The organism is Stutzerimonas sp. Brlt_14 (assembly GCF_051948915.1).
Lineage (GTDB): Bacteria > Pseudomonadota > Gammaproteobacteria > Pseudomonadales > Pseudomonadaceae > Stutzerimonas > Stutzerimonas stutzeri.
Window position 1 is genome coordinate 410,606 of sequence record NZ_JAYJLM010000002.1, and the last position, 15,623, is coordinate 426,228.

At 66.4% G+C, this 15,623-nt stretch carries 10 protein-coding genes; 4 read left to right on the forward strand and 6 right to left on the reverse strand.

What is annotated here, in order from left to right; translation table 11 throughout:
• Window positions 1-86: 86 nt before the first annotated feature.
• The gene (locus tag VF716_RS05795) at window positions 87-3,071 is read left to right on the forward strand and encodes a PAS domain-containing protein (RefSeq protein WP_440552194.1); all 2,985 of its coding nucleotides are present in this window, start codon (window positions 87-89) and stop codon (window positions 3,069-3,071) included.
• Between the two features lie 8 nt (window positions 3,072-3,079).
• Here the strand turns inward: VF716_RS05795 and VF716_RS05800 are convergent, their stop codons facing one another.
• The 6 genes from VF716_RS05800 to VF716_RS05825 all read right to left on the reverse strand — a co-directional run bounded on the left by VF716_RS05800 (window position 3,080) and on the right by VF716_RS05825 (window position 11,589).
• Window positions 3,080-5,041 (reverse strand): PhoX family protein, encoded by a 1,962-nt coding sequence (locus tag VF716_RS05800; protein ID WP_279646379.1) that lies wholly within the window; start codon window positions 5,039-5,041, stop codon window positions 3,080-3,082.
• A 29-nt stretch (window positions 5,042-5,070) separates the two neighbouring features.
• A complete protein-coding gene (locus tag VF716_RS05805) occupies window positions 5,071-5,859 on the reverse strand; it encodes an energy transducer TonB (RefSeq protein ID WP_265660283.1) in 789 nt (262 codons plus the stop codon).
• On the reverse strand, window positions 5,859-6,323 hold the full coding sequence (gene tolR / locus VF716_RS05810) for a protein TolR (RefSeq protein WP_011913091.1): 465 nt from the start codon (window positions 6,321-6,323) through the stop codon (window positions 5,859-5,861). The genes VF716_RS05805 and tolR overlap by 1 nt, the downstream gene beginning before the upstream one ends.
• 11 nt (window positions 6,324-6,334) lie before the next feature.
• Window positions 6,335-7,048 carry a protein TolQ gene (gene tolQ, locus VF716_RS05815; RefSeq protein WP_125856387.1) on the reverse strand — a complete coding sequence of 238 codons (714 nt, stop codon included), beginning with the start codon at window positions 7,046-7,048 and terminating at the stop codon, window positions 6,335-6,337.
• A gap of 66 nt (window positions 7,049-7,114) precedes the next feature.
• Entirely contained in the window at window positions 7,115-9,031 is a 1,917-nt protein-coding gene (locus VF716_RS05820; protein ID WP_125866121.1) for a phytase, read from the reverse strand.
• 74 nt (window positions 9,032-9,105) lie between these two features.
• Window positions 9,106-11,589: a TonB-dependent receptor gene (locus VF716_RS05825; RefSeq protein ID WP_125872663.1), complete on the reverse strand. Its 2,484-nt coding sequence runs from the start codon at window positions 11,587-11,589 to the stop codon at window positions 9,106-9,108.
• A gap of 1,079 nt (window positions 11,590-12,668) precedes the next feature.
• Between VF716_RS05825 and VF716_RS05830 the strand changes: the two genes are divergently transcribed.
• Genes VF716_RS05830 through VF716_RS05840 form a run of 3 tightly spaced genes read left to right on the forward strand, consistent with a single transcriptional unit; the run spans window position 12,669 to window position 15,566 of the window.
• Entirely contained in the window at window positions 12,669-13,583 is a 915-nt protein-coding gene (locus VF716_RS05830; RefSeq protein WP_014596579.1) for a GGDEF domain-containing protein, read from the forward strand.
• A 7-nt stretch (window positions 13,584-13,590) separates the two neighbouring features.
• A complete protein-coding gene (locus VF716_RS05835; protein WP_108241794.1) occupies window positions 13,591-14,628 on the forward strand; it encodes an AraC family transcriptional regulator in 1,038 nt (345 codons plus the stop codon).
• Window positions 14,629-14,678: 50 nt separating this feature from the next.
• A complete protein-coding gene (locus VF716_RS05840; RefSeq protein WP_020306227.1) occupies window positions 14,679-15,566 on the forward strand; it encodes a LysR family transcriptional regulator in 888 nt (295 codons plus the stop codon).
• Window positions 15,567-15,623: the final 57 nt, after the last annotated feature.

A 15,623-nucleotide genomic window follows, 5' to 3' on the forward strand; every position in this document is an offset into this window, starting at 1 on the left:
TTTCGCGCGCAAATGGCTGTCCGAGCTGAACAGCCTATCTTTCGGCCGAGCCGAATGCCCCTCTACCGGATGACGGAACGCTTCTGATGGAACCAGCAGCCAACCCCACGCCTGATGATGCGAGCCACAGCTTCCTCCCGGACGGTGGCGAACTGGGCATGTTGATCCGACGCTTCGATTGGTCCAGCACTCCGCTGGGGCCATTGCGGGACTGGCCGCAGAGCCTGAAGACCGTCACGGCGATGCTGCTGCTCTCGCCAACACCCATCGTCCTGCTCTGGGGCGAGCGCGGCATCATGATCTACAACGACGCCTATTCCGGATTCGCCGGCAGCCGTCATCCGCAGCTGCTGGGCTCGGAAGTGCGCCTGGGCTGGCCGGAAGTGGCCGACTTCAACGACCACGTGATGAAGGTCGGCCTGGCCGGCGGCACGCTCTCCTACAAGGATCAGGAGCTGGCGTTGTACCGCAACGGCCGCCCGGCCCGCGCCTGGATGAACCTGGACTATTCGCCGGTGTTCGACGAGCAGGCGCAGCCGGCCGGCGTGATTGCCATGGTCGTGGAAACCACCGAACGCGTGCTGGCCGAGCGTGAACTGCAGGGCCAGCAGGCCCGACTGCAGCAGATGTTCGAGCAGGCGCCGGGAATGATGGCGATGCTGCGCGGCCCCGAGCACGTATTCGAAATGGTCAACCCGGCCTACTGCCGGCTCGTCGGCGAGCGCGAGATCATCGGCAAGCCGGTGCGCGATGCGTTGCCGGAAGTGGAGCGCCAGGGCTTCATCGAAATCCTCGACCGGGTCTACCGCAGCGGCGAGGCCTTCGTCGGTTCCGGCATTCACATCGGTCTGCAGCGCACCCGCGGCGCCGCGGAAGAAGACCGCGTGCTGGATTTCGTCTTCCAGCCGGTCACCGATATCGATGGCAACGTCGGCGGCATCTTCGTCGAGGGCCACGATGTCACCGAGCGTGCCCGGGCCGACCTGGCGCTGCGTGAAAACGAGCAGCGCCTGCGCTTCCTCGATGCGTTGTCCAAGGAGACGGCGCGCAGTGTCGATGCCGATGCCATCCTGGCCACCACCACGCGCATGCTCGGCGAACACCTGGGACTGTCCAGTTGCGCCTACGCCGACATGGAGCCCGACCAGGACAGCTTCACCATCCGTGGCGACTGGTCGGCGCCGGGCTGCATGAGCATCGTCGGCCACTACCGCCTCGCCGCGTTCGGCAGTCTGGCGGTCCAGAAGCTGCGCGCCGGCGAACCCTTCATCGTCGACGATCACCTCGCCCGCCTGCCCTCCGCCGACGCGGCGACCTTCCAGCAACTCGACATCGCCGCCACCATCTGCATGCCGCTGGTCAAGGAGGGTCGGCTGACCGCACTGATGGCCATTCACAGCCGCGTACCGCGGGCCTGGAGAGCCTGCGAGCTGGCTCTGCTCACCGAGGTCACCGACCGTTCCTGGGCCCACATCGAACGGGTGCGTTCCGCCGCTGCGGTGCGCCAGCGCGAGCAGAGCTTCCTCGAACAGCTGGAAGCCAAGGTGCTCGAGCGCACCGCGGCGCTGGCCCGCAGCGAGGCCAACATCCGCGCGGTGCTGGAGACCTCGCACCTGTACATGGCGATGCTCGCGCCGGATGGCGCGATTCTCTACGTGAACGCCACGGCCCTGGCCGGCATCGGCGCCCGCTTCAACGAACTGGCCTATATGCCGTTCTGGGAATCGCCCTGGTTCGCCGCGACACCGGGTATGCCCGAGGTGATGCGAGAGATGACACGGCGGGTAGCGGCCGGCGCCACCGAGCATGTGACCATGACCCTGAACATGCCGCAGGGCGTGCGCGTCTTCGATTTCTCCATGCGCCCGGTACCGGGCGAGGACGGCAGCATCGTGGCCCTGGTACCCGAGGCGCTGGACATCAGCGAACGGGTGAACGCCGAACAGGCGCTGCAGCAGCTGCACAAGATGGAGGCGCTGGGCAACCTCACCGGCGGTATCGCCCACGACTTCAACAACCTGCTGATGGCCGTGCTCGGCAGCCTCGACCTGTTGCGTCGGCGCATGCCCGCCGACCCCGCGCTGCTGCGCCTGGTGGACAATGCCAGAGCCGGTGCCGAACGCGGCGCTTCGCTCACCGCGCGCATGCTCACCTTCGCCCGCAAGCAGGAACTGCACAAGAAACCGATCGACCTGCCGCAGCTGATCGCGGGCATGAAGGAGCTGCTGCTCAGCTCGCTTGGCCCGACCATCCAGCTGCAGGTCGAGCTGCCGGCCCGGCTGGCGCAGGTGAAGACCGATCCCAACCAGCTGGAAACCGCTCTGCTCAACCTCGCCGCCAATGCGCGTGACGCCATGTCCGGCGTCGGCCGTATCCGCATCGCCGCCGAAGAGCTGACGCTACCCGAGGAGCAGAACGGCCTGCCCGCCGGCCGCTATGTGCGCCTGGATCTCAGCGACAACGGCAGTGGCATGGATGAAGCGACCCTCAAGCGCGCGGCCGAGCCCTTCTTCACCACCAAGGGGGTCGGCAAGGGCACCGGGCTCGGGTTGTCCATGGTCCATGGGCTGGCCGAGCAATCCGGCGGTCGGCTGGTGCTGCGCAGCTCGCCGGGTGCGGGCACCACCGCCGAGATCTGGCTACCGGCCCTGGCGGCGGAAAACGCGCCTGCATCGGCGCCTGTCTCCACGCCGGCACCCGATGAAAGCCCCCGGCGCACGACAAAGCCGCTGACCCTGCTGGCGGTGGACGACGACGAGCTGGTGCTGTTCAGCACCGCCGGCATCCTGGAAGCGGCCGGACATCGAGTGCTCACCGCGCGGTCGGCCGGGGAAGCGCTGGATCTGCTGCAGGTCAACCAGGTCGACATCCTGATCACCGACCACGCCATGCCGCTGATGAGCGGTGCGCAGCTGGCAGCCGTGGTGCGGGAGACCCGCCCGCAATTGCCGATCCTGCTGGTTTCCGGTTACGCCGAACTGCCCTCCACCGCGCCGGCGCTTCCGCTGCACCGGCTGGCCAAGCCGTTCAGTCAGGACGAGCTGCTCGATGCCATCGAGCAGCTGTGCTGACGAGCGCCTCAGCTGCCGATCACGCCGCCATCGTCCTTGGTGATCAGCACGGTGGACGAGCGCGGGCGTGATTGGCCGTCGCTGGCCGGAAAGCTCAGCCCCGGGTGCTGCACGTTCACCCACATGGCGCGGTAGTCCGGGCTCCAGGTGATGCCGGTGATCTCGCAACCACGCGGGCCCACCAGAAAGCGCCGAACCTCCCGGGTGACCGGATCGGCACAGAGCAGCTGGTTGGTGCCCATGGTCTGCATGGCTGGCTGGTCGTCGTCGAAATCGGTCTCGATCCACAGCCGGCCAGCAGCATCGAATGCCAGACCATCCGGCGAAGAGAAGCAGTCGCCGTCGATGGTACCGACCAGATTGGCCGCCACCGGGTTGCCCTGGGCGTCCCGCGCCCCGCTGCGCTCGCCGGCGAGCAGAAAGACCTCCCACTCAAAGCGCGTGGCGGTCGGATCACCGCCCTCTTCCTGCCAGCGCAGGATTTGCCCGTGCAGGTTGTTGGGGCGCGGGTTGGCCCGGTCCAGCGGTTGTTTCGCACCGCGGCCGTCGTTGTTGGTCAGGGTCACGTAGACCTCGCGACTGTGCGGGTGCACCGCCACCCATTCGGGTCGGTCCATCGGCGTCGCCCCGGCGCGGTCAGCGGCAGCGCGGGCATTGAGCAGCACCTCGGCCTGAGCGGGAAAGCCGTTCTCTGCGGTCAGCCCGTGCTCGCCATGCACCAGCGCCAGCCACTCACCGCCGCCGTCGGCGTCGAAGCGGGCAACGTACAGCGTGCCCTCATCCAGCAGGCGGCGGTTGTCGGCGTCCGCCCCGGCCACGAAGCGGCCGTTGGGGACGAACTTGTAGACGTATTCGCCCTTGGTGTCGTCGCCCGAGTAGAAGGCCATGCGCCCATCCTCGCCCAGCGACAGCACCGAGCATTCGCGGCAATAACGGCCGAACGCGGTGCGCTTGACCGGTACGCTGTCAGGGGCGAACGGATCGACTTCCACCACCCAGCCGAAGCGGTGCGGCTCGTTGACGTAGCCACCGTGGGGCTGGTCGGCCTGCGGCGTGGCATCGAAGCGCGGATCGGCGGTTTCCCAGCCGTAGAGCTTGCTCAAGCCGCTGCAGGCGATGCCGTAACGCTGGTGCGAAACCCGCGCCGCCAGGTCCTGCGGATCGTGGTTGACGAAGTAGTTGTGCCAGTTCTCCTCGCAGATCAGATAGGTGCCCCAGGGGGTGAAGCCGCTGGAGCAATTGTTCAGCGTGCCCAGAACGGTCCTGCCATCCGGGTCGGTGACGGTCTTCATGCTCGGATGGCCGGCCAGCGGCCCGGAAATGGCCATCTCCGTCAACGCGCTGAGGCGCCGGTTGTAGCGCGACGGCAACACCCGCTGCCACTGGCCACGGGCATCCTTGCGCACTTCAATGACGCTCAGTCCGTGGGCCGCCTGCTCCTTGCGCACCTGTTCCAGCGGGCGCCGGCCTTCCTCCAGACGCATGCCGTCGGTGTGCAGCGTCGGGTTGACGTACTCGTGATTGATCACCAGCAGGCCGTGGCTGTCCGGCGCATCGGGGAACGGGAAAAAATGCATGCCGTCGTGGTTGTCGCCGGCCTGCTTGAGCTGCGCCTGCCAGTCGTCGCTGGCATCGGCTTGCCACTGAGGCGCATCGGCCAGTACCGGGTCGCCCCAGGAAAAGAACACCCGCGCGCTGTACCCCGAGGCCACCTCGACCCGGTCGAACTGCGGGTCGAGCTGCGCCGGAATGCCCTGGAAACCGATCAGTCGCGCAGGTCCGGCAGCAGCCCGGGCGCCGGCCATTGCGCCGCCGAGAAAGGCGATGCCGGCCAGGCCCAGGCCGCCCTTGAGCAGGCCGCGGCGGCGCCGGTCGATGACATCCCGCAGCGGCGAGTTGCGGCTGGGGTTGATCGCCTGGTCATCATGGGCGGCGATGCTGGCGTGAAAATCGCTGAAATCCTGTTTCATCGAAACGAATCCTGAATGGCTGAACCGCATCACTCGATGCGGTAATGAAAGGTGTTCTGCACGTTGGGCACCTCCACCGCCCGCCCATCGACGATGCGCGGCTGGTAGCGGAAGCTCTGGGCCGCGATCAGCGATGGACGGATGAACAGCGGATGGCAGTCACCAACCACCTTGGGCGAACGCACCCGTCCCTGGACGTCCACCGTGTAGCTCACCGTGCAGGCGCCCTGCAGCCCGGCGTCCAGCGCCCGCTGCGGATAGACCGGCGGCTTCTTGGCGATCGGCTGGTACTGGCGGCTGGCTGCCTCCGCGACAGCCGCCTGCCGGGCACGCTCGGCCGCTTCGGCACGGGCCGTTGCCTCGGCCTGGCGGCGCTGCGCGTCCAGCCGTGCCTGCTCGGCCAGACGCTCTTGCTCCCGACGCTGCTGTTCGTCACGGCGGCGTTGCTCCTCGCGGCGACGTTCCAGCTGCTGCTTGCGCTGCTGCTCGGCTTCGCGCTCCCGTTCGGCGCGCTTGAAGGCCAGGTCGGCCTGCTCCACCTGTGGTGGCGCTTCGACCTGAACGGGGGGCGGCGGCGCTTCGACCGGTTTCGCAACCGGCGGTTCGGGCAGTACTGGCACCGGCGGCGGCAGGCTGATCAGCTGGGTCTGCATCACCTGGGTGGCAACCGGTGCGTCCATCGTCGGCGTCCAGCTGGTCAGTAGCAGGACGAACAGCCCGGCATGCAAGCCCAGCGTGGTTAGCGCCGCGCCAGCGGCACCGGTCCATCGCCGCTGTGTGAGCACGGGCGCGGGCGGCGCCGACAAGCCGAGCGCCATCATCGCTCCTGCTCCGCAGCGGCCGGCGCCTCGGTGATCAGGCCCAGGTTGACCACCCCGCCGCGCTGCAGCTCGGCGATACCGGCGACCACACGACCGTAGTCCGCCGCCTCGTCGGCACGGATATAGACCTGGGTGTCGCCCCGCGCGGCAATGACCGCGCCGACCTTGGCCTGCAGCTCGGCCAGGTCGACGGCGCTGTCGGTCTGGTTCTCGACGTCCAGCTCGCTGCCGAGGTTCCAGTAGAAGCCGCCGTCGGCCTTCACCGAAAGCGTCAGGATCTGCCGCTCGTTCTCCACCGGCAGCGCCTCGGCCGCCACCTTCGGCAGCTCGATCTTGACGCCCTGCACCAGCATCGGCGCGGTGACCATGAAGATCACCAGCAGCACCAGCATCACGTCGATATAGGGCACCACATTCATTTCCGCCTTGGGCCCGTGTTTGCGCTGTGGCCTGACTAGCATCGCTGACCTCCTCAGGCGGCTGCGGCGACGCTGGGCGAAGCAGCGTGCAGGCGCCGATGCAGGCGCGCCTGCAGCTCGTTGCCGAAGGCGTAGTAACGGCCGACCAGCGTCTGCCCGTGGGCGGCGAAGCGGTTGTAGGCCATCACCGCGGGAATCGCCGCGAACAGGCCGATGGCCGTGGCGATCAGCGCTTCGGCGATGCCCGGGGCGACGGTGGAAAGGGTCGCCTGCTGGACCTGCGACAGGCCGAGGAAGGAGTTCATGATCCCCCACACGGTGCCGAACAGGCCGATGTAGGGGCTGACCGAGCCCACCGTGGCGAGGAATTGCAGGCCCTTCTCAAGGCGTTCTTCCTGCTCGGCAATGGCAACGTACAAGCTACGTTCCACACCCTCGGCCACGGCATCTGGAGCAATGCCCGCTTCACGCTGGAGTTGGGCGAATTCACCGTAACCGGCCAGGAAAATTCGCTGCAGCGCGGCCTCCTCCGGAAGCGGCTGCTGTTGCCCCTCGCGGTAGAGCTGGGCGAGATCACCGCCCTGGCGAAAGCGCTGCTGGAAGCTGCGCAGCAGCCGCTCGCTGCGCCGCAGCACGGCACTGCGGCGGATGATCAGATACCAGCTCGATACCGAGGCCAGCACCAGGATCACCATCACCGCCTGCACCACCAGGCTGGCCTCGCTGATCAGCCCCCAGACGGACATGTGCTCGAGAGTCGTTTGCATGAATCTTTCCTCCTGCCCGCATGGGCAGCTGCTATTGGATGGCGGGTCGGTTACCGGGCGATGACATCAATCCAGACCCAGCGCATCGGCGATGGCTGACCAGGGCAGGTATTTGTAGTTCTGCGTGCCTTCGGGCATGCGCTTGCGGCCGTCCTGCACCACCAGCATGCCGCGGCTCCAGATGCCGCCGAGATTCGCCGAGGTGACCTCCAGCCCGTCGGTTTCCGAAGCGCCGTCGATACCGCGCTCGGCATTCAGGCCGATGCGGAACGCGCCGCGCACGGCATACGGCGCCTGGGCATCGAGCACGACGTAGCTGTCGTTGCCCTGGCTGGAGATCACCAAGTAATCGCCACCCTCGCCGTGGTAGAGCGCCAGGCCTTCGATGTCGTCGTACACCGGCCCGCCGACGCCGATCACCTTCTGGGGCGCTGCCGGCACCTCAGCACGGGCATCGACCACCCAGACCGCGACGTCCTCCTCGCCGACGAACAGCCGCTCGCCACGGTCATCGGCGACGCAGCCCTCGGGCTGGCTGTCCAGCTTGAAACGCCGCACCAGTTCACCGTGCGGCTGGCCGGACTGGCCATCGAGGCGGTACTGGACGAAGGTGCCGTCCTTGTCGTTGGCGATCGCGTAGGTGACACCTTGGCGGTTCTGGAACATGCACAGGCCGTAGATATCGCTCAGCGGCGTGGCGATCTGGCCGATATCGCGGAGCACCCCGCTCGCGCGGTCGATGGCGAACAGGTGCAGGCTGTTGTGATCCCGGTTGCTGGCCACGGCCAGGTCCACGCGCTTGCTGCCGAGGCGGAAACCGCTGCGCACATCGACGTTGTTCAGCCGGCCGACGGTCAGGCTTTGCAGCTGGCGGCCTTCCAGGTCGTACACCACCAGCCCGCCCTTCTTGTCGGTGCCGAGCACGCGACTCTGCGCAGGATCGCGCGGATTGACCCAGATCGCCGGGTCATCGGCGGCGTCCCCCAGACTGGGCACCGGGCCGGTCTCCACCGCTGCCGCCAGACTGACGATGGGTTCGGGATGCGGCAGTGCCTGTGGCTGCCACGCCAGCTGGGCGCGATGCAGGCCGTGCTCGTCCGCCAGCAGCAGTTCGACTCCTTCGGAGGTGCGACGCGCGCTGATGCGTTCCGGCTCATCGAGGCCGTCCAGCGGCAGCACGCCGTCCGCCTGCCAACCCGATTCGCTCTGACGATAGAGGTGCAGCGCCGGCGCCTCGGCATCCAGGGCCAACAGACCACCCGGCACCAACGCCATGCCAGCCGCCACCTTTGTCAGCGCGCCGAACGGCTTGACCAGATCGACCGGCTCACGCTGCAGCGGCGCCTCGGCATCCGCCGGGTAGCGCCAGAAGCCGACGTTCTCCTCGTTGACGTAGAGCTGCCCGGCCATGTCATCGGTCTGGCAGAAGGTGCTCTGCGGCGGCAGGCTGAGCCCGCGCACGCGCCGTGCTTCACCGAGCAGGCGGCCCTGGCTGCCCACCAGCCATTGCTCGCCGACACCTTCCTCGCCGAGCAGGAATACGAAGTCGTTGCGCGCGCTGTCGCGGTACAGGCACAGCCCCTCGATGGCAAACGCGGTGCGCGGCAGATACAGCGGCTGGCTCCAGGTCCGGTTGTCATCCAGGCCGATCAGCATCGCCTGCTGGCGCTTGCGCTCCACGGTGGCCAGCAGCAGCCCCCGACGGTCGAGGCGATGGTCGAGGCCCTCGAACCGCCCGCTGTGCTCGGCCAGTGTGTTGCCGGCCTTGTCCAGCAGGTGCAGGCCCTGCTTGTCCAGCTGGACGCGCTCGGCATGCGCCCAGGGGCCATTGCCGGCCAGCAGCTGCGCGTATTCGAGGCCGGTCTGCGCCGGCGTGGTGATGCTCAGCTGCGTACTCTGTGGCGCCTCGTCCTGACCGGCGGACTGGCAGGCGGCCAGGGTGATGCACAGGCCGAGCAGCAGGGTTTTGGGTAATGCGTTCATGCGATATCCATTCAGGTGCCGCAGGCCGGTGCCCGGCCGTAAAGGGGAACGGCGGGCACCGGAGCGGCAAGGGGTCAGAAGTGAGTCAGGGTCAGGCCGAGCTTGTAGGTCGGCCCGTACTCTTCGTACTGGGCGTTGTAGGAACCGCGGCCGGTGTAGACGTAATAGGACTCGTCCGTCAGGTTCAGCGCCTCGAAGGTCAGCTGCAGGCTCGGCGTGATGAAGTAGCCGGCCTTGAAGTCGACGAACAGCTGGTCGTCGACGTAGAGGTCGTGGGCCTTGTCGTCGATACCGGCCACCTCGTACAGGTAGTCGGACTTGTAGTTGGCGGCCAGGCGCAGATTGAGCCGGTCGTTTTCCCAACCGACCATCAGGTTGCCGACCGTATCGGAATGGTTCGGCAGGTCGATGCTGCGGCGCATGCCCTGACCCTCGATGTCCGCGTCGGACTTGCTGAAGGTGGCATTGGCGCCCAGCAACAAACCGTTCCACGGCGCCGGCAGCCAGTCGAGCTTCTGCGAGTAGGCCAGCTCAAGCCCGTAGAGCTTGGCGCTGCTGCCGTTCTGGAAGCTGAGTGCTTCGTCGAACGCCGCCCACTGGCCGGTGCCGGCCAGGTCGGTGTTGTAGATGAAGTTGTCGATGTCCTTGTAGAACAGGTAGGCGGACACCACGCCGGCGCGGCCCATGTAGTGCTCGATGCCGAGGTCGTAGTTGACGGACTCCAGCGGCTTGAGATCGGGGTTACCGAACTCGGCGTCGTCGCCATCGATGACGAAACCGGGCGCCAGCTGGCCGAAGGTCGGGCGTACCACGCTGTTGGTCCATGCGGCGCGGATCAACGTGTCATCGGTCAGCTGGTAGCGCACGTGCAGGCCGGGCAGCCAGTGGTGGTAGTCGTTGCTGCTGGAAATGGACTCGAACTGGTCGTCGCGCATGCCGGTGCCCTTGGCGCGAAAGCGCGTGCCTTCGTAGCGCAGGCCGGCGATGACACGCCAGCGGTCAACGTCCACCGTGTTCATCAGGTACGCGGCATTGATGTCCTCGTGCATGTCGAAGTCATTGATGCGCGACTCCTCCTCGTCGTAGAACTCGCTGGCGTCCAGCCCGGCGATGGCGCCCTTGATCGCCGAGGCGCTGATGCCGCGGCCGAAGCGGCCGAGCGCGTAGTCGACGTTGCCACCCTGGAAATCGGCCAGAGTCAGGTCGTCGAAGTCGTCATAGACCCAGACCTCGCTGTCGTTGTCCTTGTGCCGGCGGCTGAGCTTGCCGCCGAACTTGGCCTGCGCCGCGTAGCCCTGGATGTCGTAGTCGCGGGCCAGGTCCAGGCGGATGTTCTTCTCCCGGTCGCGGGTATCGCTCTTCTCCCACTCCACTTCATCCAGTTCGAAGGAAGCCGGATCGTAGAAGGCCGAATCCACTGTCAGTCGCGGCTTGCGGCTGCTGGAGAAACCGGCGTCGGCGAAGTCGCCTTCGAAGGTCGCGCCGGAGATGCCACCCGGATTGCGCTCGCGGGACTGGCTGTAGCCGACCTGTCCGCTCAGGGTCCAGAGGCCCATCATGCGTTCGCCGCCGAACACGTAGGACTGGATGGTCTGGGTTTCCTCGCGCGATTTCAGCTCGCGCCAGCCTTCGGCATCGCCGGTTTCGCCGGGCAACTGGGCGTCCTCGAACTCCACGCCGGCGGCGTTGCGCGTTTCGGTGTCCTTGAAGCGGCTGTACAGCGTACGCAGGTAATAGCTGCTGACGTCATCCGGCTTGTAGTCGAAGTTCAGCCCGAAACCGGTGCGCTCGCGGGTGATCTCGTAGTCGCGCTGCTCGAACTCTTCCAGGCGTGCGCCATCGTCGGCAAAGTCCCACTTGCCGCCGGTTTCGACGTTGTCCGAACCGAACTTGCGCTCCTGCCAGCTGAGGGCTGCGGCCACACCGAAGTTGTCGACGCCATCGCCAAGGCTGAAGCGGTTGCTGATCGCACCGGAGAACTTCGGGCTGGTCTTCTCGACATTCTCGTCGTAGCTGCCCTCGCCGCTGATGCTGTAGAACAGGCCGTCATGATCGAACGCCGAGAGGCTTTCCACCTCGATGGTGCCCCCCAGGGAGTTGGCGTCCATGTCCGGGGTGAGCGTCTTGACCACCGACAGCGACTGCACCAGCTCGGATGGCAGTACATCCAGCGCCACCGCGCGGCGCTTGCTTTCCGGTGAGGGCACCAGGGTGCCGTTGATGGTGACGCTGTTCAGGTCGGGCGCGATGCCACGCACGCTGACGAAGCGCCCTTCACCCTGGTCGCGCTCCACCGAGATCCCCGGAATGCGCTGCAGCGCTTCGGCGGCGTTGTCATCCGGCAGCTGGCCGATGCCATCGGCATGGACCACGCTCTTGACGCTGTCGGAACTGCGCTGGTCCTTCAGTGCCTCGTGGATGCTGACGGCCTGGCCGATGACCTCGACGTGCTCCATGACCAGCGGCTCCTCAGCCCAGGCCGAACCGGCGCTGACAGCCAGGGCCAGCAGGCTGATGCGGAATCCTGCATGGCGGATGCCGCTGCGGTATGTGTTCATGAACGATTCCCCCGAATGGTGTTTGCCGGGTCCATCCCGGAACTGCAGCGGACGGTAGGTGGGGGATATGGCGGTTCTGTGACAGGAACTTTGGGGAGGGTTTGGAAGAGAGGGTTTTGCGGGGTTTTGGGGGTGGGGTTGAGCTGATATGACCTGTTTTTAGCGGTATGGATATGGAAATGCCTATCGCAGACACGCTGGGATCAAGTTGGGGGAGCAACCCATTTCCGGGTGTTCCGGTACTTCTGTTTCGCGCTGCTGCGCGAGTTCCTTTTGGCAGTCGCCGGATGGCCGGCCCCGCCAAAAGGAACCAAAAAGTCTTGCCCCTACATCCGGGTCTCGCTGCGCGAGACTTCCCTCATTCCATCGCTTCTCCGAGGGTCACCGTGCAAGGGCCATCCATGGCCCTTTACGGGGGGACGCCTAGTTCTCTCGCGGCATCCATGCCGCTCGCCCCGCTACGTAGCGACTACATTCGGCCTCCTGAAAGGGGCGATCGATGTCGCCTGTAAGTCCGTGATTGCTAGGATCCAATATGAGGGAAAACCGTAAAGGACGTTTCCAACGAACGACACGGGTCGGCTGATCGTCATCATCCGTCTGTTGAAAATCGTCGCAGGCCCCAGCCTCGCCCCTTCAGTAGGGAGAGCGGAATCGTTGCGTAAGGGGGTGAGCCGCATGGATGCGGCGAAAGGCTTAAAGGGCCATGGAAGGCCCTTGTAAGCCGACCCCTGAAGCGGCGATGGAGCGAACGAACCCCGCGCGGAGCGCGGGGCCGGATGCAGGGGCAAAGCGTTTTTGGTTACTTTTTCCGCGTCTGGAAAAAGTGACTCGCCCAGCAGGGCGAAACCTGAATCGCCAGGCAACTCGGCAATCGGCATCGACTCGATGCCAGCAAGCCCCTCGTCCAGAACTGATCCAAATCCATCAGGGCAAACCACGTCCCCAATCCCACCCAGCAAATCAACCAAACCAAAAAACCCTGAGCCAATTCAACCCCCACCCCATTCATCCAACCGTCACATCCATCTGTTTCCGTGCCCTCACGCACTGGCGCGAACCCTCGCCACGGAGACTCGATGAAATCCCTCCTCAAACTCCACACCCTCACCCTCCTCGGCCTCGCCCTGGCCGCCAACGTCGGCCTGCAGCTGCTGCTCGCAGTCGGCACGGTCAAATCCTGGGGCGAGATCGACTGGATGGACGTCGTCGGCGAAGGAGGTTGCGCCGCCCTCGCCCTCGCCTGGCTGGTCATGTTGCTGCACAGCCGCCCGGCCGGCCGGGTGACGCGGTTGCTCGCACTGGGCCTGGCCTGCATCTGCTTTTCCTGGTGGATGGACCTGCTCGACGAATTCATCCAGATCCCCGCCAGCATCGCCTGGGACAACTGGCTGGAAACCGCGCCAATGCCTGTGGGTCTGTTGCTGCTGACCTTCGGCATCTACCACCTGAACCAGGAACAACGCGCCATCAACGCGCAGATGCACAAGCGCGAGCGGCTGTTCCGCGAACATCGGCTGTTCGACAACCTCACCCCGCTGAGCACCGCCGAATACCTGCGGCGGCAGCTCGATCAGACCCTGCGCCAGGCCGACGAGGAGCAGCGCCCGCTGTCTCTGCTGGCGATCGACCTGGACGACTTCAGCCGGGTCAATCAGCGCTACGGCCAGGCCGAGGGCGATCTGGTGCTGCAGGCCGTGGCGCAGCTGCTGGTGCTCAACCTTCGTCATCAGGACCTGCTCTGCCGCCTGGCCGGCGATCGCTTCGTCGTGCTCCTGCCGGATACTGCCGAACAGCAGGCGCGGCAGCTTGCCGAGGAGTTGCAGACCGCCGTGGCCAGCCTCGCCCACAAGACGCGCCAGCATGGCGAACGCCTGCATCTGAGCGCCAGTACCGCGGTGGTGATGGCCTTCGACGACGATGCCGAGCAGCTGCTCCAGCGCCTCAACCTCGCGCTGGCCAAGGCCAAGCAGTCACTGCCGCGCTGCGCCTGAGACGACCATGAGCAGCCCCTTACGCTGGTACGAGTGGGACAGCCGCTTCATCGCCGCGCATCACCAGCCGGCGGTCCTGCTGGACCTGGCGTTGTCGCGCGGCATCGACAGCCACGCGCTGCTGCGCGGCAGCGGGCTGTTCTACGAAGACATCGCCAGTGGCCGGGCGCGGGTCAGCCCGGCGCAGTTGCTGACCCTGATCGGCAACGCGGAACGCCTGCTCGGCGCAGCGGACAGCAGCTTCCTCTTCGGCCAGCGCCTGCTGCCCGGCCATTACGGCGAAGTCAGCCTGGCGCTGGCCAATGCCGGCAATCTCGAGCAGGCGCTGGAGCGCCTCTGTCAGTTCCGCGCCCTGCTCTGCCCGTTGCTGGCTCCAAGGCTGCTGCTGGATGAACGCCAGATTCACCTGTACTGGCTGGATGGCGGCGCCAGTGGGCGGCACCAGCGGTTCCTCGCGGAGGCGCACCTGACCGCCATCGTCGCGCTGTGCAAACGCGGCTCCGGTCTGCGGTTGCCCTGGCGCTTCCAGTTCGCCTATGCGCAGCCGCGGCACATCGAGCAGTACTGGGTGCATCTGGGCGATGCGCTGCAGTTCGACCGCCAGCTGACCCTGCTCAGCCTGCCGCGCGAATACCTGCATCAGCCCTGGCCGGAGGCGTCGACCACCGTGGGCCAGGTCGCGGTGCAGGCCAGCCAGCAACAGATCGATGCGCTGGACGGGCCGTGCGCCTTTCTCGATGCGTTCTACCAGTACCTGGAGGCGCACATCCGCGAGCCGCTGAATCTCGAGCGCGTCGCCGTCGCGTTCGCCATGAGCCCGGCGACGCTCAAGCGCAAGCTGGCCAAGCACGGTACGCATTTCCAGGAACAACTGGACCTGGTTCGCAAGCACGTCGCGCTCTACCTCTACCAGGCCTGTGGCTTGGGTAACGAGGCTGTGGCGCGGCACCTGGGCTTCAACGACACCACCAATTTCCGCCGCGCTTTCAAGCGCTGGACAGGCGTGGTGCCCAGCGGGCTGCAGCCACTGTTCGACGCGCCCTGAGGAAATGCTAAGGTTCGGCCCGCACTACCTTCGATGCAAACGGACCGGGCATGGACATCAAGCAGCTGAAGTTTCTCGTGGCGCTCGACGAAACGCGGCATTTCAGCCAGGCGGCGGCGCGCTGTCACGTCACCCAGCCGACGCTGTCGATGCGCCTGCGCACACTGGAAGACGAGCTCGGTCTGCAGCTGGTGATTCGCGGCCAGCGCTTCGAAGGCTTCACGCCCGAAGGTGAGCGCATCCTGGCCTGGGCGCGTAGCCTGCTGGCCGCTCAGGACGGACTGCTGGCCGAGGCCGCCTCCTGCCGCGGCCAGCTGGTCGGCACGCTGCGCCTGGGTGTAGTGCCGCTGGCCGGGTTCGACCCGATGCAGCTGGTACGGGCGTTCGGCGAACGCCATCCGAGCCTGCGTTTCGAGCTGTTCGCACTCAGCAGCGAGCAGATTCTCGAGCGACTCAGCCGTAATCTGCTGGATCTCGGCCTGTCCTATCTGGAGCGCCTCGACGACGCGCACTTCGCCAGCCTGCCCCTGGGCGAAACGCGCATGGGCCTGCTGCATGACGAGCGCCATTTCCGCTTCGATGCCCCTTCGCTGAGCTGGGAGGCCCTGGCTGGCCTGCCCCTGGGCCTGCTGACCGGCGGCATGCACTTTCGCCAGTCCATCGACCACGCGCTGCGCAGCCGTGGCCTGAGCCTTGCGCCGCGGCTGCAGACCGATGCCGTACATCACCTGCTGCAGGCCGTGGGCGCCGGTCTGTGCTGCGCCATCATGCCGCTCGATAGCGGACTCGAGGCCCTGGACAGCCGGCTGACGCTGACGCCTATCGACAATGCCAGCACTCTGGCGCCGCTGGGGCTGATCCTGCGGCGCGACTCTCCGCGATCCGCACTGGGCGAGGCCTGTTTCAACGAGGCCAGCGAACTGCTACAACAGCGATGAAAGGGGCTGGTGATCGACGCCATCGATCACACCATCGGACATAGCGATTGGACGGCC